Here is a 22,543-nt window from a genome sequence, read left to right on the forward strand (position 1 = left end):
GAAGGAAAGTTCAATGGCCACCCATACGGAGCAGCGGGTTCAGCCCGTCGACCCGCCCTCGCCGGGCCGGTTCGACGCCGCTTCCGCATCGACCGCCGAACTCGTCACCCGCATGGCTGACCAGGTCACCACGCTGGTGCGGGACGAACTGAAGCTGGCGCAGCTGGAGCTCACCCAGAAGGGCAAGAAGGCGGGGGTGGGCGCCGGGATGTTCGGCGGTGCCGGCGTCGTGGCGCTCTACGGCGTCGGTGCGCTGGTGACCGCGGCGATCGCGGCGCTGGCACTCGTCCTCCCGGTGTGGGCGTCCGCGCTCATCGTCGCCGTGGTGCTGTTCGCCGTCGCCGGTGTGCTCGCGCTGACCGGCAAGAAGGAATTCCAGCAGGCCACCCCGCCGGTCCCGGCCGAGGCGGTCGACGGCGTGAAGCGCGACATCGACACCGTGAAGGAGCGTGCGCACCGATGACGACCTCGGACAAGACCGAAGCGAAGGACCCAGATCAGCTGCGCGCCGAGATCGCCGAGATAAGAGCGGACCTCGGGGACACGGTCGAGGCACTCGCGGCGAAGGCGGACGTGAAGGCCCAGGCGCAGGCCAAGGTCGAGCAGACCAAGCAGCAGGTGCGTGACAAGGTCGAGACCACGAAGGTGCAGCTCGACTCGCTCAAGGCCAAGGCCGCCGAGCGCACCGAGGTGAGCCGCGTGAAGGCCCAGGCGTCGACGGAGCGCGGCAAGCAGGCGCTCTCGCGGTACGCGCCGTGGCCGCAGGTTGCCGCCGGTGCGGCCGCGACCGTCGTCGCGCTCGTGATCGGTGGTCGCACGCTGCAGGCCCGGCGGGCGACGCCGGTGCGGCGGAGGTTCGGCCGATGAGCAAGGCGTCAAAGATCGTCTACCGGCCGATCGGTCTGGCCTCCGGTATGGCCGGAGGTCTTATCGCCGGGGTCATCTTCAAGCAGGTATGGAAGAGAGTGTCCGGCGAGGACGACGCGCCGGGTGCGACCCAGAGTGAGTACGGCTGGGGTGAGGTGTTGCTCGCCGCCGCGATTCAGGGCGCGATCTACGCCGTGGTCAAGGCCGCGATCGACCGTGGTGGCGCACAGGCATGGGCACGCTCGACCGGCGAATGGCCCGGTGACTGAAGTTCGACCATAATGGAGCCGTACGTCCCGACCGGGCGTACGGCTCCATGTGTGTTCTCTCGATCGGTACAGCCCCGGTAGAGGAATGAATTCCCGCGACCCGGGTAGCTGTCATCGGTCCTCTTCCAGCAGGGGACGTGTCGATCAGGAGAGTGCAGCATGACGCAGGCCGCGGCGATCGCTCGACGAGGAACGTTCATCGCGTGGGCTTGGGCCCGGGCCACCCGGGCCGCGAACGCCTCCGCCGCGTGGGCACGCGCGGAGCGCCACGCCTTTTTCGCCGGCTCCACAGCCGGTGCGTTCCACGGCGAAACGCCGCCGAACAGCGGTTACCTGGGCCAGATGCGCTCCACCTGGGGCCGGCCCTAGTCCGCTCGGAGTCGCAGCGGGCGTCCTTCGGATGCCGAGCGCGTCAGGGCGTGCGCCAGGCGATGGCTGCGCACTGCCTGGGCGTAGTCGACGAGGACGCCACTGCGTGCCTCCGGGCGACGGACCGCGTCGACGAACGCGCGGTCGAGTGCGTGGACGGCTGCGTCGGCATCGACCGCGTGCCACTCGGATCGGTCGCCGACCCGGATCTCGCAGCCGTCCTCGGTGATCCGGACGCCCGCGCCGTCGGCGTAGACCTCGAGTTCGGCCAGTTGGCGCCCGTTGCTGTGGCCGTCGATCGCGCGGGGCGCGAAGCGGCACGTGGTGGCCAGTGTGCCCACCGCGCCGGACGCGAACCGTAACGTCGCCGCGGTCACCCCGTCGAAGTCCGCGCCCTCCAGGGGCATGTCGTCGCCCATCGCGTACACCTCGACGGCCTCGCCGACGAGTGCCCGCAGCAGGTCCAGCAGGTGCACGACCTGTTCGATCAGCGGCCCTCCGGACTGGTCCCGGCGTCCCCACCACTGCGCGCTGTCGGCGGTGCCCAACCAGGACCCGGTGACCAACCGGATCGGCCGCCCGGTCAGCGCGGACCGTGCGCGTGACACCGCTGCCGAGTACCGCCAGTGGTGCCCGACCGCGGTGAGAACCCCGGCCGACGCCACCCGCCGTGCCAGCGCGTCCGGCCCGTCCCGGTCGACGCCGAGCGGCGCTTCGATGAACATCGGCACACCGGCGTCGAGCAACTCGTCCTCGATCGGACCGTGTGCGTGCGGTGGGACGCAGACGAACACCGCGTGCGGGTGGAGGCCCACCAGTGCGGACAGCGTCGGCGCGACAGTACTGCCGGTGCGCGCGGCCAGTGCGGCGGCAGCGGTCACGTCGGGGTCGGTGACGCCCACGATCGACACGTCGTGGAACCGGGAGAGGACCGACGCGTGCCGATTCGCCGCCCGCCCCGCACCGACCAGACCGATCCGACATCGCGTGTTCGCCACTTGACTCATTGTCCACTATTTGGGGGCCTGCGCCTGGTCAGGTTTTCCTCTCCTCGTAGCGGTCATGCCCCGGAAGTGAGCACTCAAGACGAGAAGAGACCGGTAGTGCCTGGTAGCGACTCCGGGGACCAGGGTCTGCCGAGCGGTTCCACCGAGACGCCGCCGTCCGACCTACCGCCCGCTGACGGCACCGGTGTGTCCGCGCGTCAGCCGGGACCGGCCGACCTCGACAACCCCGGGGGCACCGGACTGACCACCACCGACACCGAGGGAGCGGACGACTGATGGCGGACGTGTTAGCTGCCGCGTCGCGGGTGGCGGATCGGTACTCGCGGAAGGCGGACGACGATCGTCCGCTGCGGGGGTACCTGACGCTGATCGGGGCGTACGGGAGCACGGTGGCAGGGCTCACTGGCCTGGCTGCGGCGCTCGGGCGCAAGCCACCGCGCACGGTGTCGGCCGGTGACGTCGCCCTGCTCACCGCCGCGACCTACAAGCTCAGCCGGATCCTGACCAAGGACGCGATCGCCAGCCCGTTACGGGCGCCGTTCACGCAATTCCAGGAACCTGCGGGGGAGGGTGAGGTCAACGAGGAGCCCACTCACCACGATCCGCTCCGGCACGCGGCCGGTGAGCTGGTGAACTGCCCGTTCTGCGTCTCGATGTGGGTGGCGACCGGGTTCGCCGCGGGGTTGGTGTTCGTGCCTGGGTTCACCCGGTTGGCGGCCACCGCGCTGACCGCGGTGGCCGGTTCCGACATGCTCCACTTCGCGTTCACGGCGGTGCGGGAAAAGGTCTGACGCGGTCCCGGACTGACGCGGTCCCGGACTGACGCGGTCCCGGTCTGACGCGGTCCCGGTGCGGCGCGCTCGGGGGCGTCCGAACGGGACCGCTCAGAGGGCGTGGAGGTAGGCGCTGAAGCCCTCCGGCGCGCGGGCACGGGGGCGGGCGCTGGTGACGACACGGACCTCGGTGCTGCGGACCACCCGCAGCCCGGCGTCCGTGGCGGCCCGGACCAGCGCCTGGTCCTCGCCCACCGGCACTGGCCGGAACCCGCCGGCCCGGTGGTACGCGGTGCCGGTGAGGCCGAGGTTCGCGCCGTGCACGTGCCCGTGCTGGCCGTTGCGGACGCCCTTGCGGTAGGCGTCGCGGAAGGCCGAAGCGGTGTTGTCCGGCCAGTCGCTCCAGTCGTCGACCACGACGATTCCGGTGACGACGTCCGCACCGGCCTCGGCGAGCCGGATCTGCTGCGAGAACCAGTCGGGCCCCACCCGCGTATCCGCATCCGTACACGCCAGCCAGGCCCCGTCGGCCTGCGCGGCGTCGGCGCGTGTGCCCGGCGTCCTGCTCCCGCGGGCGCCGGTGAGCATCGCTGCCGCACCCGCGGCGCGGGCGGCGCCGACGTTGCGGGCGGTCACTGCCAGGGTGTCCACGCCGGCGTCAGTGGCTATCTTGGCGGTGTCGTCGCGGCACGAGTCGAGGACGACCAGGACGTCGACGGGGAGCGGTGCGTGGCGCGCGGCCTCGCGTAGAGCGTCGAGACAGGCGGGGAGCAGTTGTTCTTCGTCGTGGGCGGGCACCACGACGGCGATCCGCGTCAGCACAAGCCTTCGCGGGCCGCGACCGACCGCGCGGCCGGGGGAACCCGGGCGTAGACGTCGAGGCGGAAGTCGGCCTCTTCGTGGGAGACGGTCCGCGACAGCTCCGGCCGGCCGGTGAACGCGGCGTGGACCGTGTCGCCGTCGAGCGGGTAGTCGGCGACATCGTGCCGCCAGTGCACGAGCACCAGATCACCGCCGGGTTCGAGCGACGCGATCGTCGCCTCGACCAGTCGCTCGAGCGCCGGGCGCTCGAGGTAGTAGCCCACCTCGGACAGCACGATCAGGTCGAACTGTTCGTCGGGCCAGTCGTCGGGGATCCGGCGGAGTTCGACGCGGGCGCCGGGGGCGTTGGTGCGGGCCGCTGTCACCGCCGCCTCGGCGACGTCAGTGCTCAGGAGCGCGTCGCAGCGCGCTGTGAGCCCCCTGGTGAGTACGCCGATCGAGCAGCCGGGCTCGAACCCCGAGCGGTAGCGGCGCCGGGGGAGCGCGGCGAGCGTCAGCGCGTATTTGCGCTCCTCGTACCAGCGGGAACGGAATCCCCAGGGGTCGTCGGCGGCGGCGTACATCCGGTCGAAGTATTCGGTGGGGAGGCTCATACGAAGAAGACCTCCGTGGGTCTGTCGAAGCGGGCGAGGACGTGCGGCGGCAGGATCGGCGCGTCCTCGGGACGCGGGCCGAGCGGGTGTACCTGGGTGACGAACGCGGTGAGCGCGTGGCGTTTGGCGGCGCGTTCAGCCTCGGCGAGGGGGAGTCGGCGGCAGCGGTTCCAGGGCACGCGGGGGTCGCCGGGTTCGGCCCAGTGCCAGGTCCAAATCGGGTATTCGACCAGGTGGGCACCCGTGTCCGCGCAGGCTTTCGCGGCTGCGCGGCCGACTGCTTCGTGGTCGGGGTGACCGTCGCCTCGCCAGCTGGCGAGGCACCAGCGGCCGGGGTTGAGCAGCTCGGTCAGGGCGGCGGTCAGGGCTGGCTCGTCGACGTGGCCGTCGGGGTGGCCGAGGTGGTGGATCGTCGGCGCGTCCAGGCCCAGCCGCCGGAGCGCCTCGTCGGTCTCGTCCCGCCGCCGCGCCGCGAGCTCCGCCCGCGAGTACACGGTGCTCCCCGGATGCGAAGCCTCCCCATCCGTAACCGCCACGACCTCGACGCCTGCCGCGTGCCCGGTCGTGGGGCGCCCGGTCGCGAGGCGGGCGATGAGGCCGCCTGCGCCGAGGATCTCGTCGTCGGGGTGTGGTGCGACCACGAGCGGAGGAGTGTCGGGCAGGTCCAGCAAAGGCCAGGAGGTGGGCCAGGATTGCCAGGTTTCTTCGGGGGTGCCGACGCCGTGGATCAGGGGGGTCACCAGTCGGCTCCGACGGCGAGCACGTCGGCGCCGAGGTCGGCGAGGTCACGCTCGGCGTGGCTCTGCCGCAGGTAGACGGTGAGGTCGGCGGTGCGGCGCGCGTGCTCGGCGTCCTGGCAGAGCGGCCGCGCACCCAGCGCCCGCCCGACGTGGTCGAGCGTCGCGGTCGCCGCGGCTTCGACAGCGGCACGAAGCCGCCGCACCGGCCGGCGCAGCGCGACGGCGTCGAACGAGGCGTCGATCAGCTCCGCGACCTGGTCCAGTAGCGCCGACGCGCTGCCGAGTGCGGTGTCCACCGCACCCAGGTGCGCCAGCGCGTGCGGATCGGTCGGCGCCGCCGCGAACAACCGATCGGCCACCCCCACGGCAGCGCCGTACCAGCACGCGGCCACCCCTGCGCCACCCGCCCAGAACCCCGGACGGTTCACGTACTCACCGACCCCGCCCACCGGCACTCCCCGGGCACGGGTGAACCGCACGGTCCGGCTGTCACTGCCGGCCATCCCCACCGCGGGCCACGTACCGTCCAGCGGCGTCGCCGCCGGTTCGCCGACGTCAACGGCGAACAGCCGCACACCCTCGTCGGTGGCGGCCGTGACCAGCGCCCGGGTGCACACCCCGGCTCCGGAGCACCAGGGCCGGTCACCGGCCAGCCACCAGTCGCCGTCCTCGCGAACGGCAACGACCGAGTCCGGCACCGCGGCCCACACGCCCCAGACCGCCTCGTCCGGTGCGGGGCCATCGAGCTCCGCGAGGATTGCCAGGGCGTCGGTGTGACCCTCCGCCAACCGGCCGAGCACGGTGTCGGCCCGCGTGAGCCCGGCCAGGGCGGCGAACCGCGCGGCCGTGTGGCCCTGACCCGGCAGCGGAAGATCGAGTACGCCGGCTTTGCGTGCGGCGAACAACGCGTCAGCGGGAGGCTCGCCCGTCAATTCGGCGGGCAGGTCGATACGGGGACGGATGGCAACCCACCTGCTTCTGTCGGTACCTGTGGGAAAGTTGTCCCCGGTCCGAGCAGGTCCAACCGTGATTTCGGTCAGGCGGGCAGGCGGAGCGTGGCCCAGACGACCTTGCCGCCCTCGAGGGGCATGCAGCCCCACGCGGTGGCGAACTCGTCGACGAGGAGCAGACCGCGTCCGCTCAGGGCGCCGATCGGCGGATAGCCGGAGCTTTTCCGCGGCGGAGTGGGATCGCCGTCACTGACGGTGAGGTGGACCAGGTCGAAGCGGAACACCACGCTCGCGACCAGATCTGTTGCGGCGTGTTGTACCGCATTGCTGACCAGCTCCGACATGATGAGTTCGGCAGGCAGCAACAGGTCGTTCAGCCCCCACTCGCGGCACGAGTCGGCCACCATCGCCCGGGCCCGGGGCATGGCTATGGTGCCGGGACGCAGCGCGAGCTTCGCCCGCCGGACGGGCGGCGGATGGAGCGCGGCGAGGGCGATCGCATCCTCCAGCGACGCGTGAACCGGGATCTGCCAGAGCCGGGTGACCGGTTCCAAACGCTCCCGGATGTTCGGCGAGCTCGCCGTGAGCACCAGGGGGACCACCGGCCATTCACTGGCGCGACGGCTGACCGCCCCGAAGACCGACAGCGCGACGGGGGAGGGAACTTCTGCGTGGGACAGGTCGACGATGACCGCTTCCGGGCATTCGACCAGGCATTTGATCAGTGCGGCACGGATCTGATGAACGGTACCGAGGCGCAGCTCACCGGCCAGATGAAGCACCGTGACAGGCAGTGTCCTGTCGATTTGGCAGGTGAGCATCGAGCCCTCGCAATTTTGCCGCGCTCAGATGCGCGACCCACTCTCGGACGAGGCGTTAGATACCCCGAAGGACTCGAAGAATTCGTCCGGTTTCCATGCTACTGGCGTCGCATCGACGGGGCGTTCGTGTCACGGAAGAACCAGACGGGTATCTCCGGTGGACAACGGGGTAAGGGAGCACCATGGGTGGAGATCCGGACGCGCTGATCGTCACGATGAAGCGGGTGGCCAGCACGCTGAAAGCGGCTGAGATTCCGTTCGCGCTGGCCGGAGGCTTCGCGGTGTATGCCAGAGGAGGTCCGGCGTCCACGCACGACGTCGACTTCCTGATCCGGCCGTCCGACGTCCAGTCGGCGGTGGGGGCATGTGTCGAGGCCGGGCTGCGGTCCGAGCAGCCGCCGGAGGATTGGCTGGTCAAGGTGTACGACGGCGACTGCCTCGTCGATCTGATCTTCCGGCCGTCGGAGCGCGAGGTGACGCTCGACATGCTCGAGCGTGCCGAGGAGCTGCCGGTCGAGGCGGTGCGGATGCCGGTGCTGTCCGCCACCGACCTGTTGTTGAACAAGTTGCTGGCGTTCACTGAGCACTACTGCGACCTCACGACGGTGCTGCCGCTGGGCCGGGCGCTGCGTGAGCAGATCGACTGGGAGCTCGTGCACCGCCAGACGTCGCACTCGCCGTACGCGGAGGCGTACCTCCTCGCGGCCGAGCGCCTCGGTATCGCGCCGGCCGGCACCCTGCACCTGGAGGGCATCGGCCACGACGCGGGCCCCGCGTCGACGGGCGCCGCGTCGGCGGGAGCCGGTGCCGACGCCACCGTCGACGAGCCGGAGCTGAGCTCCGACCCGGCCCCCGCCGCGGTCTGAGCCGCAGCGTCGACGACGCAGTCCGCGGCCGGGTCAGCTCTCCGCGGCGGCGGAGAGCTGCGGCAGCAGCCAGGGGGCGACGTACTCGCGGACCCCACGTTCGCTCAGGTGCAGACCGTCGGTGCGGACGTCGATGCCACCGACGGCGCGCGTGTAGCGACCGTCGGGGCAGAGGCGCACGTTCAAGTCCACCACCCGGACCTGCTCCGCGTGGGTCCGTGCGGTGTCGACGAGCATCCGGTTCCACGCGTCCATCCGCGCGGGTTCGTCCTCCGGGTAGACGCTGCCGTCGCGCCGCTCGTACCGGTGGTTGTACGGCGCGGTGGCGAGGACGACGCGTGCCCCGTCGGCCGTGAGCACCCGGATCATCCGGGTGAGCTCCGTGCGGAGGTACGCGTCGTACTCGGGTTCACCGATGTGGCGCCACTCTCCGGCGAGCTTGCGGTCCAGCACCTCCCACCGCGCCAGCACGACGAGCGCGACGTCCGGGTGATCGGCCCGGACGCCCTGCGCCCAGTAGGTGTCCCACCGCGGGCACCGCTCGTACGGCTCCTGGATCGTGGCCGCGTTGCGCACCGGCCCGGAGCGCGCGATGCCGCAGCCGATCAGCGACCGGTTGGTCAGCGTCGCCCCGGAGAGCGTCGGTAGCCCGGCGGCGAGGCTGTTCGCGACGGAGTCACCGAACACCGTGATCCGCAGCGGACCCGCCGGCCGCCCGGGCCGGTTCAGCAGGGTGCTCGGCGCGGCCGCGATTCGCGCTTCCGGGAGGTCGGCGCGCGGGGCCGGTGGCACGGTCACGATCATCGCCACGGCTGCGACGCAGCCGATCGAGGCCACTGCTGCCAGCGGCGGCACCACGTGTCCGGGCCGGAGCCACCGCCCACTGCGTACCGGACGGCTGATCAGGTGGTACGTCAGCTCGGCCAGCACCAGCGTCACCGCGCACCGCGCCACCAGCAACATCAGCCCCGAGAGCCCGGTGCGCTCGGCGTCCAGCACGGCGAACACGGGCCAGTGCCACAGGTAGAGCTCGTACGAGACCCGCCCGATGCGGGGGAGCGGCGAAGCGGACAGAGCCCGGGCGGTCCGGCCGTCCGGCTCGCGTTCGGCATGGCTGATCACTACTGCCACGGCAAGGACGACGACCGACAAGCCGCCGCGATAGAGCGCCGGCCCTGTGTCGTCCAGTGCGAACAACGCTGCGCAAAGCGTCGAGAAAGCAAGAAGGACGGGAACGGACCAACGGCGGGGAGCGGCGTGAGTGGGGCGGTAGCGGCGCGCGCTGAGCACGAGCGCGAGGGCGCAACCCGCCAGAAGGCCGAACGCGCGGGTGTCGCTGCCGTAGTACGCGCGGGCGGGCTCGGCGTCGGGCACGTAGAGCAGCGCCATCGTGGCGGCGGACGCCCCGGCCGCGACGAGCGTGCCCCGCAGCAGTCCGCGCGCCGACCCCCGAGCGAGCGCCGCCACGACCAGGAGCGGCCACAGGAGGTAGAACTGCTCCTCGAGCGCCAGCGACCAGGTGTGCTGGAGCAGCGAGGGGGCGGCGGTGAGGGCCGCGTAGCCGTCGCCGCGGTCGAGCATGCGCCAGTTGGCGACGTAGCCGAGCGCTGCCAGTGCGTCGGTGCCCAGCGCTTCGAGCTCCTCCGGCGGTACCACCCAGCGGGCGCAGGCCAGCACCGAGGCCACGACCGTGAGCAGCGCGGGAAGGAGCCGTCGGACCCGCCGGGCCCAGAACGCGCCGAGCCGGATCCGGCCGGTGCGTTCGTGTTCGGCGAGCAGCAGGGTGGTGATCAGGTAGCCGGAGAGCACGAAGAACGCGTCGACGCCGATCCAGCCGCCGGGCAGCCACGACACTCCACCGTGGAACAACAGCACGACGAGCACCGCGATCGCGCGGATCCCGTCCAGAGCGGGGCGGTGGGTCAGCGTGAGACGTTCGGTTCGCTGTTTCCGTCGGAGGACGACGGTCGGTGCGTCGAGGGAGGCCACGCGGTCCGGCATGCGTGGCAGGGTATGTGCACAAACGGCGATAAATGCCGCGCCCGGCGTTGGCCCTAGCTCGGGTCGTTAGGAGACGGCACGGACATCTGATCCATGACGACGATCGCACCGGCGACCTGCCCGGCGCTGTAGACGAGGGGGCTCGCGCCGACGCGGACCTCCACCGGCCGGCCACGGCGGTTGATCGCGTCGATCGTCAGCTCCGTGGAACCGGTGGGCTCACCGCCGGCGAGCACCTGCCGCACCACGGGCCGCAGCCGGTCGGTGGAGATGCCGATGTCGAGGTTGAGCAGGTGCTGGCCGACCGCCTCCTCCGGACGGAGACCCCAGAGGTCCTCGGACTGCCGGTTCCAGACGCGGACCACCAGATCGGTGTCGACCACGATGACCGCGCTGCGCAGGGACCGCAGAATCGACTCGAGGAACGCATTCGCGTCGTTGAGCTGATCGGTGCGCTCACGGAGTTCGTCGTTGATCGACTGGAGTTCGTCGTTCGTCGACTGGAGCTCCTCGTTCATCGTCTCCAGTTCTTCGTTCGTGGACTGGAGCTCCTCGTTGGTGGTCTCGAGTTCCTCGACCGTGGACTGGAGTTCCTCGTTGGTGGTCTCGAGTTCTTCGACTGTCGACTGGAGTTCCTCGTAGGCGGTCTCGATCTGCCGGTTCGCGAACTCGAGCTCGTCCTGCAGCTTCCGGTAGCGCGTGACGTCGGACGCGAACACGGCTGCTCCGGAGTGCTGTCCGTCGCCGGTGATCAGCGGTACGACCTGGAAGTCGAGGCAGAGCTTTTCCCCGGGGGATCGCGTCCATTCGACGTCGCGGATCCACACCGGACGGCGTTCGCGCCGCACCTCCTCGAGGTACGGGCGCAGCTCGACCGGACGGTACGAGGCGTCGAGGTCGAGGAACGGCCGACCGACGTCGCGCGGCGAGACTCCGAACAGGGCCTCAGCCCGCTGATTGACACCGGCCACCGTGCCGTCGTTCGTCACGACCACCGCGGCGACCGGCGCGGTGAGCAACGCCTCGGTCTGCAACCGGTCGGCTCCCAGAAGTTCCCGCAGAGCGATCTTCCCGGCGCCGGCCGACGTGATGACGCCGAGCTCCGGTACCGCGCGGGAAGCCTTACGGAAGAATCGGCGTTTGAGGTCGAGCGGGGTGAACAGCTGGCCGTGGCTCAGCAGCATTTCGGCCTTACCGAGGAACAGCACGCCGGTGTCGTTCAGCGCGAAGTTGAATCGGGCCAGAACCCGCGACTGCGTCTCCGCGTTGAGGTACATCAACGTGTTGCGGCAAGTGAGCAGGTCGACGCGGCTGATCGGGGCGTCCTGCACGAGGTCGTTGCGTCCGAAGATGACGCTGCGGCGGAGGTCCTTGGCGAAGACGTACCGGGTGCCGGCGCGTTCGAAGTAACGATCGAGCAGGTCGCCGGGGACCGCGCGAGCCTCCTTCTCGCCGTAGGTGGCCTGGCGTGCCACCGTGAGCGCTTCGTCGTCGACGTCGGTGGCGTAGATCTTGACCCGCTCGCGGAACTCCTCCGGGCCGAGCAGCTCGGCCAGCAGCATCGCGATGCTGTAGGCCTCTTCACCCGTGGCGCAACCCGCGCACCACACCCGGATGGCTTCCGAGGGCTTCTTCGACGAGATCAGCTGCGGAATGACCTCGGAACGCAGTTGCAGCCAGGAGTCGCTGTCGCGAAAGAATCCGGTGACGTTGATCAGGACGGTGTTGAACAGGATCGTGTATTCGTCCTGGTGCACCTGCAGGTAGTCGAGGTAATCGCTCCACCCCTCCATGCCGAGCGCCTGGGTGCGCCGGGCCACCCGCCGCATCAGGCTGGACCGTTTGTACCCGGTGAAGTCGAACCCGCGGCTTTCCTTGAGGAACTCGAGCAGCGCCTCGAATTGGGGGGGGTCGTCCTCGATCACTGCTGTCCTTGTCTCCGTCGTGACTGTCCCGCACCCTACCGGCCTCATATCCGGCCGGACGGCTCCTGGGCCAGCAGATCCCGGATCAATCGGGCGGCCTCGCCCAGGTCCTCCGCCGACCGCAGATTCTGCGTCGCGACGAGCGGCGCGCCGCGGTCACTGGCCGATTCGGCCAGCCGCCGGTGCAGCGCGCTTTGTCCTCCATCGTGCGAAGAGCCATCCACAGCGCACCCTCGACGGCGGCGTTCTGCCGCTCCAGGAGGCTCGCCGGTGACCACGCGTGCCCCACGCGGCAGCGGTACCGGAGGAAGTCGCCTTCCTGCACCGCGAACAGAGCGCCACTGCAGTCGGGGCATCCCAGTCCGGCCGGATCACCCGGACGATCGGGATCGTTGAGCGCGTTCATGTCCAACTCCGCGATAGCGGTTTCCTGGGTCAGGATCGGGTCGTCGGGGGCCGGGTCGGTGTCCGGCTCCTGGGCGACCAATTCCCCGATGAGAGGTCCGAGTTTGTCGGCGGACGCGGTCACAGCGCCCGGGACGGCGTCGAGTGCGGCCTTGCACATGCTGGGGTAGAGCGCGTCGTCGGGCGACTGAACGGCGGTTGCTCCCGCGTGCCGCGCGATCGCGGCCAGCCCGGCCGCCCCGTCGTCCAACATGCCGGACAGGACCACACCGACGACGGCGGACCCGGCCGACCGGACCGCGGACCGGAACAGCGGGTCGATCGCCGGCCGGTGACCGTTCTCCTGCGGCCCGCGGGAGAGGCAGCAGCGGTCGTGGAGCACGGTGAGGTGATGGTCGGGCGGAGCCACGTAGATGTGCCCGGGAAGCAGTTCGGCTCCGTCGGTGGCCGTCGTCGCGGGCAGCGGTCCTGCCCGGTCGAGGATCGACGCGAGTACGCTGCTTCCGCCCGGGGTGGTGTGGAGCACGACGAGCACGGCCGCGGGTAGGTCGGGCGGCAACCCCCGCACCACAGCCCGGAGGCTCTCGACACCGCCGGCGGAGGCGCCGACGACCACCAGCGATCGACCTGCCATGGCTTCCCCTCTGGAACGTCGCGAGATGCACTCGCAGTCGTCCCTGGAACGCGGGTTGTGACGGAGGTTACCCGGGAAGACGACGGCGGTGCGTATTCCGCGTGTGCCCACTACGGATCGTGGGTAACACGACGCAACAGAGAGACAGAGAGACAGAGCGATGGTTCCGAACCTGCACGTCAACCTGGATCACCGGGGCGACCACGTGGTTCTGAGCTTCAGCGGCCGCCTCTCCATGCGCACCGCTCCGCAAGCTCGGCGAGCGATGCTGAAAGCGCTGTTCGATGTGGGAAGGGTGGTGGTGGACGTGTCCGAGCTCCAGCTGGCCAACCCGGAATGCGTCGCGCTGCTACCCGGCGCGCTCGACGCCGCCGGTGGGTGGCCCACCGCGCGGATGGTAGTGGTGGACGCCGACGGTGTCTTCGCGGACGCTGCGCGACGAATGCACTGCTCCGACCTCCTTCCCTTCTACCCGGCGACGGAGGCTGGTGTGCGCCATGTCGATGACCGGCCGGCGCGGGTTCGTCGTGACTGCTCGGTCCCGGCAGATCCGTCGGCCTCGGCTACGGCCAGGCGATTCCTGCTGGAAGCCGCCGCTGACTGGGACCTTTCCCCCGATCTGACCGAAGTCGCCCAGCTGGTCGTCAGCGAGTTGGTGTCGAACGCGGTCGAGCACGCCGGAACCTCGTCGACGGTCGCGCTGGAACTGACCGACGAGACGCTCAGGATCAGCGTCCGCGACGGCTCCACCACGCAGCCGGTGCCGCGGCCCTTGGACATGGTGAGCTTCCGCGGCCGCGGGTTGCCGCTGATCGACCGCGTCAGCCAGCACTGGGGGATCGTCGACCACCCCGACGGCAAGACCGTGTGGGCGACGTTGCCGACCGCGCCGGAGGAGACTGTTTAATCGCCGCTGGCGGGTTACCCGTGCGGCATGACCGCGACCGGAAGCCTGCTGTTCATCGGTAACGCCACCGTGCTGCTGCGGCTCGGTGGATTCACCGTTCTCACCGACCCGAACTTCCTGCACCGAGGTGAGTACGCCTACCTGGGCAAGGGTCTGGTGTCCCGGCGGCGGTTCTCGCCGGCGCTGGGTATCTCCGATCTGCCTGCGCTGGACGCGGTGGTGCTCTCGCATCTGCACGGGGACCACTTCGACCGGCGAGCGGCGCGGGGGCTGTCGCGCTCGGTGCCGATCGTGACGACCGCGCATGCCGCGCGCCGGCTGGATCGGAAAGGCTTCGGGGCCGCTTGTGGCCTCTCGCCATGGACTGCGTGGGAGTCGCGCCGGGGCGACGAGGTGCTGCGGGTGACGTCGGTACCCGGGCAGCACGGGCCCGCACTCGTCCACCGGCTCCTGCCGCCGGTGATGGGCAGCATCGTCGATCTGGAGCGGGGCGGGAAGCGGGTCTACCGGCTCTACGTCACCGGGGACACGCTGTGCCGTCCCTGGCTGGGCGAGATCACCGAGCGGTACCCCGACATCGACGCGATGCTGGTGCACCTCGGTGGCACCCGCGTGCTCGGCTTCCTGGTGACGATGGACGCGGCGCAGGGCGCCGACCTGGCGACGTTGATCGGTGCCCCGACGGTGTATCCGATCCATTTCGACGATTACACGGTGATGAAGTCGCCGCTCTCGGCATTCGTCGAGGAGACCGCGCGACGTGGCATCGCGGGTGTGCAGACGTTGGAGCGCGGTCGGGAGGTGTCACTCTCACCTGCTGTTTCGGATTCGTTTCACCGGGAATCTCCGGGCGGCTGACGTGAATCCAGGAGGCTTTAGATGCGGTTGCCGGAGCCACGGGGTGGCGTGAGTGAGACGGTGGTTCGGGCCCTTTCAGGGGCCCCTGGATCTTTTGCCGGGGTTCCGGTGAGTTCGCCGGGGTACGAGCCGTGGCTGGACGAGGATCTGCAGCTGGCGCTCTGGGTGCTCTACGAGCTGCACTACCGGGGCTTCGACGGCGTCGACCCCGACTGGGAGTGGGACCCGGCGTTGCTGGGGCTGCGCGCCCGGCTCGAGGCGGGGTTCGTCGAGGGTCTGCGGAAAGCGGTTCCGGCAGTTCCGGACGAGCCCGTCGCCCGGGCGCTGACCACGCTCGTCGACGCGGACACCGGGCCGTCGATGAGTCGGTTCCTGCAGCGCAAGGCGACGCTCACGCAGTTCCGCGAGTTCGTCGTCCACCGGTCGATCTATCACCTGAAGGAGGCCGACCCGCACAGCTGGGGCATTCCGCGGCTCGGTGGGCGGCCGAAAGCCGCTCTCGTCGAGATCCAGGCCGACGAGTACGGCGGTGGCCGGCTGGAGCGGATGCACGCCGAACTCTTCCGGACGACGATGGGCAAGCTGGACCTCGACACGGAGTACGGGGCGTACGTGGGGCAGGTCTCCGCGCCGACGCTGGCCACCAGCAACCTGATGTCGATGTTCGGGCTGCACCGGCGGTGGCTCCCGGCTCTGCTGGGCCACCTCGCGGCGTTCGAGATGACCTCGTCGATCCCGAACCGGCGGTACGGCAACGGGCTGCGGCGTCTGGGCGGTGACGCCGACGCGACGCGTTTCTACGACGAGCACATCGCGGCGGACGCCGTGCACGAACAGATCGCTGCGCACGATCTGTGCGGGGGGTACGTGGACCAGCATCCCGACCAGGTCGGGGACCTGCTGTTCGGCGCCGCGTGCGCCCTCTACCTCGACGGCGTCGCCGCCGAGTGGATCCTCACCCGCTGGGAAGCCGGCAACTCCGCCCTCCGCGAAGCCCCGGCAGACTTGGCAGCCTCCGCCTAGCTCCTGACGCTCATCGGCCCGTCCGCGATCGCGAACGGGCCGTTCGGGCCCCGCCGCGCACGCCCCACGCGCGTAGTCGCGCACGCCGCGCACGCGTAGTCGCGTGTGCCGCACGTCGCGCAGATCGCGCAGATCGCGCGTCGCGCAGGTCGCGCGTCGCGCAGGTCGCGCGTCGCGCAGGTCGCGCGTCGCGCAGGTCGCGCGTCGCGCAGGTCGCGCACGCCGCAGGTCGCGCACGCCGCAGGTCGCGCACGCCGCAGGTGGCGCGCGTCGCGCAGGTGGCGCGGTGTTGGGCGCGTTGTGCCTCGAACGAGCCGCCCGCGTCAGCGGGCGGCTCGGAGAGGCGGGACTAGTTGCCCGGCGCGGAGAAGTTGACGAGTTTGTGGGTGCCGTCGCAGAACGGTTTGAGGCCGGACTTGCCGCAGCGGCAGAGCGCCACCGTGGCCCGGCCCGGATCGATCGGTTCGCCGTCCTGACCCTGGATCACGAAGTCGCCCCGCAACAACAGCGGACCATCCTCGTACAGGGTGACGCTCACACTTCCGCGTTCTTCCACACGCTTCCTTCCGCGAACGCACGAGCACGCAGCCGACCGGCCGCGATCTCCGTCTGGAACACCGGCTGGCACGCCGTCGCAGGTCCCCGCAGCGGCTCCCCGTCGACGAGTCGGAACACCGACCCGTGCCACGGGCACGCGATCCGCGGCTCACCGGGCCCATCCGTCACTTCACCCTCGTGCAGCGGCCCACCGGCATGGCTGCACTCGGACGCCAACACGTGCACGCCCCCGCCGTTCGTCAGCGCGCGCCGGTACACGACCACCGTCGTGTCGCCGACGTTCCGCCGCACGGGCTCCCCGACCGGGATCTCCTCCAGCGGGCCGAGGTCGTGCCACCCGTCACCCGCCCGACGCATCGCACCCTCGGCGTGGTTCACCCCGCTGGCCTGCGAGTAGGCCAGATGCCCACCGAGCGCACCCCCGAGCCCCACCGCCGAGAGCCCGAGCAGCGCGTACCCCACTCCCGCGACCTGGCGGCCGTTCTTCCGCGCCGTCCACGACGCGGTGTACAGCGCGATCCCGACCGTGTTCGCGGCCGCGTGCACCAGCCCCACCCGACGCTGATCGGGTTCGAGCTCGGACCAGTCGGCCAGACCGGCGGCGACCGCGACCGGCGCGGTCAGCAGACCGAGCCCGACCAGGCGTTGCGCGGCCCGGCGACCCCCGGGTGCGAAGTCCAGAACGCTGGCCGACACCCATGCGCCGACCGGCACCTGCACGAGCACCGGGTGCACGGGATGGCCGAGCCATCGACCGTGCAGCAGGTCCTTGATCCGCGCGTTGGGAATAGACGATTGGACGGCGCCGGCGACGGCCTCGGCCACGGGGTCGAGGAGTCGCGCGCTTTCAAGGCGATGGAAGAGTCCTCGGATCACCGACATGCCGTTCGATTACCCGAAGCCTCCCCGGTCACACCGACATGCATCGATTCTTCCCCGCTGGGTAGCCCGTGGCGGATACACATCAGGAGGACGGATGAGCTGGCAAGGTCCGGACCCGAGTCGTACCCCTGGCCTGGAGCCGGGTGGCGGTGTGCCCCCCGGCGAGACGCCCCCGGGTGAGGGCGGCACGTCGGCGATCACCCATCAGGAGAAAGGCCCGGCCCCGAAGTGGGTTCCGTGGGTGGTCATCGGGGCGATCGGCTTGATGGTCGTCGCCGTAGCGCTTTTTATGCTTTTGCGGGTGTTCTTCATCGCCGACTAAGCGAACAGCCTCAGCGGGCGGAGGAGCGGCGAACGGTCGCCGGCGTGGGCGCGGAGGCCGGCGACGACATCGGCGAGCGCCTCGTGGGTGTCGTAGCGCGGCGCCCAGCCGAGTTCGTCGCGCGCTCGTGAGCTGTCGAGCAGCGGCGACTCGAGCAGCAGGTCGACCCAGCCGACGTCCACCGGCTGGAGGTGGGTGTTCCAGGTGGCGGACGCTCCGGCGCGGAGCAGTTTCGCCGGGAGAGGCACCCGCCGGCCGCCGAACGCCGCGGCCAGGTCGTCGGGGCGCAGCGGCGGCTCCGGCGCCAGGTTGAACGCGCCGGGCGCCCGCGTCGCGAGAATGCGCAGCACTGCGTCGGCGACGTCGTCCGCGTGGACGACCTGGGTGACGGTCCGGTCGGGGAGCGGCAGGATCGGCAGTTTCGCTTTCACCAGCGGACGGGCGAGCGCGGGCAGGAAGTAACGCAGCAGTTCGCTCGCCGCCCGACGCTGCACGACCAGGGCCGGACGGATCCGGGTGACGACCGGGATGCTCGCGGCGTCGAGCAGGAGCTCGGCGGTGACTTTGTCCCGGCTGTAGGACGACGTGGGGATGCCGTCGGTGGGCCAGTCCTCGCGGACGGTCCGGTCCTTCGGCCCGGCCGAGTAGACGCCGACACTCGACGCGTGCACGAGGTGCGGAACCCCCGCCCGCTCGGCGGCTTCGATCACGGCTGTTGTGCCGAGCACATTGGTACGCGCCAGCAGACGGCGATCGTGGCTGGGCTGGATCGCCCAGGCCAGGTGGACGACGGCGTCGGCTCCCTCCATCGCGGCGCGCAGCACGGCGTCGGCATGGAGGGAACCGATGTCGCAGCGGACCCACTGCGTTCCGGCAGGTGCGGCCCGTTCGGTGGGGGTGCGTCGCACCACACCGATCACTTCCGCACCTGATCCCACTGCCGCACGAACTACGGCGCTTCCGACATTTCCGCTGGCTCCGGTCACGACGATGCGCATGTCTGTCCGTATTCCCCAGTGGCGGCCGAGCAATCCACAGGCCATTTGCCGTTCGGCGGAGGGTTACCACGAGGCTGTTACTCTCGGCGCGATTGCACCCCCCGCGTTCCGGAGCCGAGATTCCCGTGAGCCAAAGGTCCGACACCGTCGTGGCAACCCCGGCACCGGAGCCGACCGAGTCACCCAGCCCGGAGGGCGAGCCGCGCTGGCACCGAGTGCTCACCGCAGTGGTGATGCTCGCGATCATCGGCTACGCGCTGGCGGGCATCGGGGCGCCGCTGCTGGGCCTGAAGGTGTTCGCGGCCACCGACATGCTCGCGAACAAGGCGCCGTACGCGACGTCGGGGCTCTCGGACGTGCAGCCCACGAACACGTTCCTCAACGACACCGTCGACTCGGTGGTGCCCAATACGACGCTGTTCGGCGAGCTGTTCCGCGAGGGCGACGTCGCGCTGTGGAACCCGTACCAGTCCGGGGGTTCCGCCTTCGGGTCGACGCCGAACTACGCGCTCTACAACCCGCTGTCGGTGCCGTACCTGCTGCTGCCCGGCTGGCTGGCGCCCGGGTACGTGAAGCTGCTGGAGATCGTGGTCGCGGCGGGTGCCACGTTCCTGTTCCTGCGCCGGTTCTCCCTCGGACGCGCGGCCGCCGGGCTCGGTGGGCTGATCTTCGTCGGCAGCGGGTTCCTGATCGCCTGGACGAACTGGCCGCAGAGCCGGGTCGCGGCGTTCATCCCGGCGGTGTTCTGGTGTGTCGAGCGGCTGGTGGCTTCCCGGCGGGCCCGGGACGGGGCACTGCTCTGTCTCGCCGTGGCCGCGATGCTGCTCGGCGGGTTCCCGGCGGTGACCGGGTACACGACCCTCTTCGCCGGTATCTATCTCGTGGTCCGCGTGCTGGCCGAGTACGGGGTCTCGTGGCGGCGGATCGTCGGGATCGTCGGCGGTGCCGGGGCGGCGCTGGTGGGTGCGGTGGCGCTCGCGGCGATCCAGTTGTTGCCGTTCGTCTCGGCGATGTCGGGCGTCTACATCGCCGGGCGTGAGCAGACTCCCGGGGATCACCTGCTGCCGGTGACCGCGCTGACCGCGGTGGCCCCGTGGGCGTTCGGCACCACCGACCCCGACCGCGGGCCGTACTGGTACCTGCCGGTGAACCTGGTCGAGTCGAGCGTGTACGTCGGTGCGGCGGCGGTGCTGCTGGCGCTGATCGCTGTCGCGTTCCCGCGCGTCGCTGCCGGGCGGTTGCCGCGCGGTGGGTGGACGTACTTCGTGGTGGCCGCGGGGCTGGGGCTCGTGGTGATCTACGGCGGTGGGGCGCCGCTGGCCGCGCTGCAGAAGCTTCCGGTGCTGTTCTCCGACAACTTCGTCGGGCGCATGCGGAGTGTGTTGTGCTTCCTGATCGCGGTGTTGGCCGCGGTCGGGTTCGATGTGCTGGTGCGCCGGGTCGTGGCTGGCGCTGGTCGGGCCGGCGCGACTGCTGGCGGGGAGTCGGCTGTCAGCGGCTCGGGCGGTGCGGTTGTTGTCGGCGGCGGGGTTTTTGGGCGGTTGCCGCGGTGGGTTTGGGTGGTGTGGCCGGCGGCGGTGTTCGGTGGGGCCGCTGTGGTGTTCGCCGGGTTGCTGTGGCGGGGCCGTCGGGCGGCGTCGATCGCCAAGGGCGGGGACACCGGCGGGATCCGCGTCTCCTGGTTCGACGACCAGATCCTCTGGGCGGCGCTGTTCGGCGCACTGGCCCTGGCCGCGATAGTCGTGACGTGGTGGGCGGCTCGGCGGCGCCCGTCGATGGCGTGGGTCGCGGCGCTGGTGGTGCCGGTGCTCATCGCCGTGCAGGCGTTCTCGTTTGCGGGCGCGTACTGGCCCAAGTCCGACAAGGACACGTTTTACCCGGTCACCGACGTCCACCGATACCTTTCGTCGCATCTAGGTGACGACCGATACGCGGCCGGCGGTGCGATGTTCGTCGGCGCCGACTCCGCGTACCGGCTGCGGGCGCTCAACGGTCACCTGTTCATCGGCAAGCGGCTCGGCGAGGCGCTGGACGGCATGCCCGGCTGGGGCCTGGGCGACCCGCCCACCTACATCAACTTCCGGTCGACGCTGCAGACCGCGCAACAGCCGCTCTTCGACCGGCTGGGCGTCAAGTATTTCGTGTCCGCGCCGTGGGACGAGGTCTTCGGCACCGTGACCCAGTCCTCGTACCGGGGACGCGAGACCACGATCCGCGGTGACCACTCGGTGCGTACCGAGGTGCCGGGGTCCGGACCGCTGCGTGGGGTGACCGTGAAGCTGCTGACCGCGTTCCGTCCCGCGAAGGACGCCCGGATCACGGTCGTGCTCCAGAACGACAAGGGCATCGAGGTCGCGCGGGCGTCGCGGGTGGTCATCGGGGTGAACAACCGCGGCGAGGGTGTCGCCGCGGGCACCGAGATGACGATCCCGATCGCGGGGGAGGACATCCCGGCGGGGACGAAGGTCAGCGCGGTCTTCACGCAGGACGCGCCCGAGGCGCTGACGGTCTTCGGCCCGGTCAGCGGCGACATGGTCAGCGTGGTGCGCCCGGCGGACGACGGGCTGCGTCTCGTGCTGGCCGGTGACGCGGTCGTGTACCAGCGGCTGACCGCCCTGCCGCGGATCCGCTGGGCGAACACCGCGGTGGTGGAGCCGTCCTCGGCGCAGCGGATCGCGCTGGTGAACAGTGGGTCGCTCGCCGCGAACCAGGTCGTGCTCGATTCCGCCGGCGCTCCGGCCACGGCGGGCAGCACCGCGAAGGTGTCAGTGCTCGAGGACGGCGCGGACGTGATCTCCGCGCGGGTGGACGCCACCGGCGACGGTTACCTCGTCGTGGCCGACGCCCTGCAGAACGACTGGGGGGTCACTGTCGACGACAAGCCGGCGACGCTGGTGCCGGCGGACCACGGCATGGTGGCGGTCGCTGTTCCGGACGGCGCGCACACCGTGAAACTCTCGTACCGCACGCCGTACAGCGGCGCCGGCACCTACTTGTCCGCGGCGGCGCTACTGGTGATCGTGGCAATCTTCGCCACAGCCTGGTGGCAAGCCCGCTCCCGTCGCCCCCAGGACCAAGCCACCCCCTAGACGCCACCACCCCGAAGGGGCGCCCGTGCGCCTACCCGTCCGCATCCTCGCCCCGCCCCGGGAAGCGGCCCCGTTCGGGCGTGCCGAAGCGCGCCGGATCGGGCCCACTCGGCATCGCCCGTACACCGAGCGCTCGCGCCGCGAAGTGGTCCCGTTCGGGCGTGCCATAGCGCGCCGAGACGGGCCTGCTCGGCGGCGCTCGGTCCCTGAGCGCCTCGCGCCCGGGTTGCGGGGCGAGCGCGTCCGCTCCGCGAAGCGGTCCCGTTCGGGCGTGCCGTAGGGTGCTGGAACGGGCCCGCTCGGCGGCGCCCGGTCCGTGGGCGCTCGCGCCGCGAAGTGGTCCCGTTCGGGCGTGCCGTAGGGCGCTGGAACGGGCCTGCTCGGCGGCGCCCGGTCCGTGGGCGCTCGCGCCGCGAAGTGGTCCCGTTCGGGCGTGCCGTAGGGCGCCGAGACGGGCCTGCTCGGCGGCGCTCGGTCCCTGAGCGCCTCGCGCCCGGGTTGCGGGGCGAGCGCGTCCGCTCCGCGAAGCGGTCCCGTTCGGGCGTGCCGTAGGGCGCTGGAACGGATCCGCTCGGCGCCGCCCGGTCCCTGAGCGCCTCGCGCCCGGGTTGCGGGACGAGCGCGTCCGCTCCGCGAAGCGGTCCCGTTCAGGCGTGCCGTAGGGCGCTGGAACGGGTCCGCTCGGCGCCGCCGCGCCCCGCCCCTGCGTGCCGCGGCGCCGTGCGTGCGGTGGCGGTGGGCGCGGTGGGCGCGGTGGGCGCGGTGGGCCGGGGTTGGGTGATGCCCCCGCGCTGGGGCGTGGGGGTATCGGGGGTTGCGGGTGGGGGTTAGCTCCAGTTGACCTGGGCTTGGTTGCCGGCCTGG

23 protein-coding genes and 1 pseudogene are annotated in these 22,543 nt (G+C 71.0%); 12 read left to right on the forward strand and 12 right to left on the reverse strand.

Features of this window, described 5'->3' with window-relative positions:
• Positions 1-13: 13 nt before the first annotated feature.
• The 4 genes from ACGFY5_RS41620 to ACGFY5_RS41635 all read left to right on the forward strand — a co-directional run bounded on the left by ACGFY5_RS41620 (position 14) and on the right by ACGFY5_RS41635 (position 1,505).
• A complete protein-coding gene (locus tag ACGFY5_RS41620) occupies positions 14-463 on the forward strand; it encodes a phage holin family protein (RefSeq protein WP_392729966.1) in 450 nt (149 codons plus the stop codon).
• Positions 460-867 (forward strand): DUF3618 domain-containing protein, encoded by a 408-nt coding sequence (locus tag ACGFY5_RS41625; RefSeq protein WP_392729967.1) that lies wholly within the window; start codon positions 460-462, stop codon positions 865-867. Before ACGFY5_RS41620 ends, ACGFY5_RS41625 begins: the two co-directional genes overlap by 4 nt.
• Positions 864-1,136 carry a DUF4235 domain-containing protein gene (locus tag ACGFY5_RS41630; RefSeq protein WP_392729969.1) on the forward strand — a complete coding sequence of 91 codons (273 nt, stop codon included), beginning with the start codon at positions 864-866 and terminating at the stop codon, positions 1,134-1,136. The genes ACGFY5_RS41625 and ACGFY5_RS41630 overlap by 4 nt, the downstream gene beginning before the upstream one ends.
• Positions 1,137-1,295: 159 nt before the next feature.
• On the forward strand, positions 1,296-1,505 hold the full coding sequence (locus ACGFY5_RS41635; protein WP_392729972.1) for a hypothetical protein: 210 nt from the start codon (positions 1,296-1,298) through the stop codon (positions 1,503-1,505).
• Here the strand turns inward: ACGFY5_RS41635 and ACGFY5_RS41640 are convergent.
• Positions 1,502-2,503 carry a Gfo/Idh/MocA family protein gene (locus tag ACGFY5_RS41640; RefSeq protein WP_392729975.1) on the reverse strand — a complete coding sequence of 334 codons (1,002 nt, stop codon included), beginning with the start codon at positions 2,501-2,503 and terminating at the stop codon, positions 1,502-1,504. The genes ACGFY5_RS41635 and ACGFY5_RS41640 overlap by 4 nt on opposite strands.
• A 105-nt stretch (positions 2,504-2,608) precedes the next feature.
• On the opposite strand from ACGFY5_RS41640, the gene ACGFY5_RS41645 reads away from it, so the two are divergent.
• Entirely contained in the window at positions 2,609-2,788 is a 180-nt protein-coding gene (locus ACGFY5_RS41645; RefSeq protein ID WP_392729978.1) for a hypothetical protein, read from the forward strand.
• A complete protein-coding gene (locus ACGFY5_RS41650; RefSeq protein ID WP_392729980.1) occupies positions 2,788-3,303 on the forward strand; it encodes a DUF1360 domain-containing protein in 516 nt (171 codons plus the stop codon). Before ACGFY5_RS41645 ends, ACGFY5_RS41650 begins: the two co-directional genes overlap by 1 nt.
• A gap of 93 nt (positions 3,304-3,396) precedes the next feature.
• Here the strand turns inward: ACGFY5_RS41650 and ACGFY5_RS41655 are convergent, their stop codons facing one another.
• From ACGFY5_RS41655 to ACGFY5_RS41675, 5 genes are all read right to left on the reverse strand, one after another.
• Complete coding sequence (locus ACGFY5_RS41655; protein ID WP_392729983.1) at positions 3,397-4,107, reverse strand: glycosyltransferase; 711 nt, start codon at positions 4,105-4,107, stop codon at positions 3,397-3,399.
• Entirely contained in the window at positions 4,101-4,700 is a 600-nt protein-coding gene (locus tag ACGFY5_RS41660) for an SAM-dependent methyltransferase (RefSeq protein ID WP_392729985.1), read from the reverse strand. The genes ACGFY5_RS41655 and ACGFY5_RS41660 overlap by 7 nt, the downstream gene beginning before the upstream one ends.
• The gene (locus ACGFY5_RS41665; protein ID WP_392730068.1) at positions 4,697-5,443 is read right to left on the reverse strand and encodes a PIG-L deacetylase family protein; all 747 of its coding nucleotides are present in this window, start codon (positions 5,441-5,443) and stop codon (positions 4,697-4,699) included. The genes ACGFY5_RS41660 and ACGFY5_RS41665 overlap by 4 nt, the downstream gene beginning before the upstream one ends.
• Positions 5,437-6,372, reverse strand: coding sequence for an acyl-CoA dehydrogenase (locus ACGFY5_RS41670; protein ID WP_392729988.1), 936 nt, complete (start codon positions 6,370-6,372; stop codon positions 5,437-5,439). The genes ACGFY5_RS41665 and ACGFY5_RS41670 overlap by 7 nt, the downstream gene beginning before the upstream one ends.
• Positions 6,373-6,476: 104 nt before the next feature.
• The gene (locus ACGFY5_RS41675) at positions 6,477-7,211 is read right to left on the reverse strand and encodes an STAS domain-containing protein (RefSeq protein ID WP_392729990.1); all 735 of its coding nucleotides are present in this window, start codon (positions 7,209-7,211) and stop codon (positions 6,477-6,479) included.
• A 182-nt stretch (positions 7,212-7,393) separates the two neighbouring features.
• Between ACGFY5_RS41675 and ACGFY5_RS41680 the strand changes: the two are divergent.
• Positions 7,394-7,963: pseudogene (locus ACGFY5_RS41680) on the forward strand (nucleotidyltransferase family protein); the annotation flags it as partial.
• A 147-nt stretch (positions 7,964-8,110) separates the two neighbouring features.
• Here the strand turns inward: ACGFY5_RS41680 and ACGFY5_RS41685 are convergent.
• The 3 genes from ACGFY5_RS41685 to ACGFY5_RS41695 all read right to left on the reverse strand — a co-directional run bounded on the left by ACGFY5_RS41685 (position 8,111) and on the right by ACGFY5_RS41695 (position 13,042).
• Positions 8,111-10,078, reverse strand: coding sequence for an acyltransferase family protein (locus ACGFY5_RS41685; RefSeq protein ID WP_392729993.1), 1,968 nt, complete (start codon positions 10,076-10,078; stop codon positions 8,111-8,113).
• A 53-nt stretch (positions 10,079-10,131) separates the two neighbouring features.
• Positions 10,132-12,000: a CheR family methyltransferase gene (locus tag ACGFY5_RS41690; RefSeq protein ID WP_392730070.1), complete on the reverse strand. Its 1,869-nt coding sequence runs from the start codon at positions 11,998-12,000 to the stop codon at positions 10,132-10,134.
• A gap of 88 nt (positions 12,001-12,088) precedes the next feature.
• Complete coding sequence (locus ACGFY5_RS41695; RefSeq protein ID WP_392729996.1) at positions 12,089-13,042, reverse strand: chemotaxis protein CheB; 954 nt, start codon at positions 13,040-13,042, stop codon at positions 12,089-12,091.
• 160 nt (positions 13,043-13,202) lie between these two features.
• Here ACGFY5_RS41695 and ACGFY5_RS41700 point away from each other — a divergent pair, with 160 nt between their 5' ends.
• Genes ACGFY5_RS41700 through ACGFY5_RS41710 form a run of 3 tightly spaced genes read left to right on the forward strand, consistent with a single transcriptional unit; the run spans position 13,203 to position 15,830 of the window.
• Positions 13,203-13,949, forward strand: coding sequence for an ATP-binding protein (locus tag ACGFY5_RS41700; RefSeq protein WP_392729998.1), 747 nt, complete (start codon positions 13,203-13,205; stop codon positions 13,947-13,949).
• Between the two features lie 27 nt (positions 13,950-13,976).
• The gene (locus ACGFY5_RS41705) at positions 13,977-14,807 is read left to right on the forward strand and encodes an MBL fold metallo-hydrolase (protein ID WP_392730000.1); all 831 of its coding nucleotides are present in this window, start codon (positions 13,977-13,979) and stop codon (positions 14,805-14,807) included.
• Between the two features lie 21 nt (positions 14,808-14,828).
• Complete coding sequence (locus tag ACGFY5_RS41710) at positions 14,829-15,830, forward strand: iron-containing redox enzyme family protein (RefSeq protein WP_392730002.1); 1,002 nt, start codon at positions 14,829-14,831, stop codon at positions 15,828-15,830.
• A 349-nt stretch (positions 15,831-16,179) separates the two neighbouring features.
• On the opposite strand, the gene ACGFY5_RS41715 is transcribed toward ACGFY5_RS41710, so the two are convergent.
• Both ACGFY5_RS41715 and ACGFY5_RS41720 read right to left on the reverse strand, forming a co-directional pair.
• Positions 16,180-16,368, reverse strand: coding sequence for a CDGSH iron-sulfur domain-containing protein (locus ACGFY5_RS41715; protein WP_392730003.1), 189 nt, complete (start codon positions 16,366-16,368; stop codon positions 16,180-16,182).
• Positions 16,365-17,213, reverse strand: a complete 849-nt coding sequence (locus ACGFY5_RS41720; protein ID WP_392730005.1) for a Rieske 2Fe-2S domain-containing protein — start codon at positions 17,211-17,213, stop codon at positions 16,365-16,367. The genes ACGFY5_RS41715 and ACGFY5_RS41720 overlap by 4 nt, the downstream gene beginning before the upstream one ends.
• A gap of 151 nt (positions 17,214-17,364) precedes the next feature.
• On the opposite strand from ACGFY5_RS41720, the gene ACGFY5_RS41725 reads away from it, so the two are divergent.
• Positions 17,365-17,592 (forward strand): DUF6480 family protein, encoded by a 228-nt coding sequence (locus ACGFY5_RS41725; protein WP_084701340.1) that lies wholly within the window; start codon positions 17,365-17,367, stop codon positions 17,590-17,592.
• On the opposite strand, the gene ACGFY5_RS41730 is transcribed toward ACGFY5_RS41725, so the two are convergent.
• Positions 17,589-18,635: an NAD-dependent epimerase/dehydratase family protein gene (locus ACGFY5_RS41730; RefSeq protein WP_392730007.1), complete on the reverse strand. Its 1,047-nt coding sequence runs from the start codon at positions 18,633-18,635 to the stop codon at positions 17,589-17,591. The two genes, ACGFY5_RS41725 and ACGFY5_RS41730, sit on opposite strands and share 4 nt — an antisense overlap.
• A gap of 104 nt (positions 18,636-18,739) precedes the next feature.
• Here ACGFY5_RS41730 and ACGFY5_RS41735 point away from each other — a divergent pair, with 104 nt between their 5' ends.
• The gene (locus ACGFY5_RS41735) at positions 18,740-21,679 is read left to right on the forward strand and encodes a YfhO family protein (RefSeq protein ID WP_392730008.1); all 2,940 of its coding nucleotides are present in this window, start codon (positions 18,740-18,742) and stop codon (positions 21,677-21,679) included.
• Positions 21,680-22,543 lie beyond the last annotated feature (864 nt).

It is taken from the genome of Cryptosporangium sp. NPDC048952, assembly GCF_043197895.1.
Classification (GTDB): domain Bacteria; phylum Actinomycetota; class Actinomycetes; order Mycobacteriales; family Cryptosporangiaceae; genus Cryptosporangium.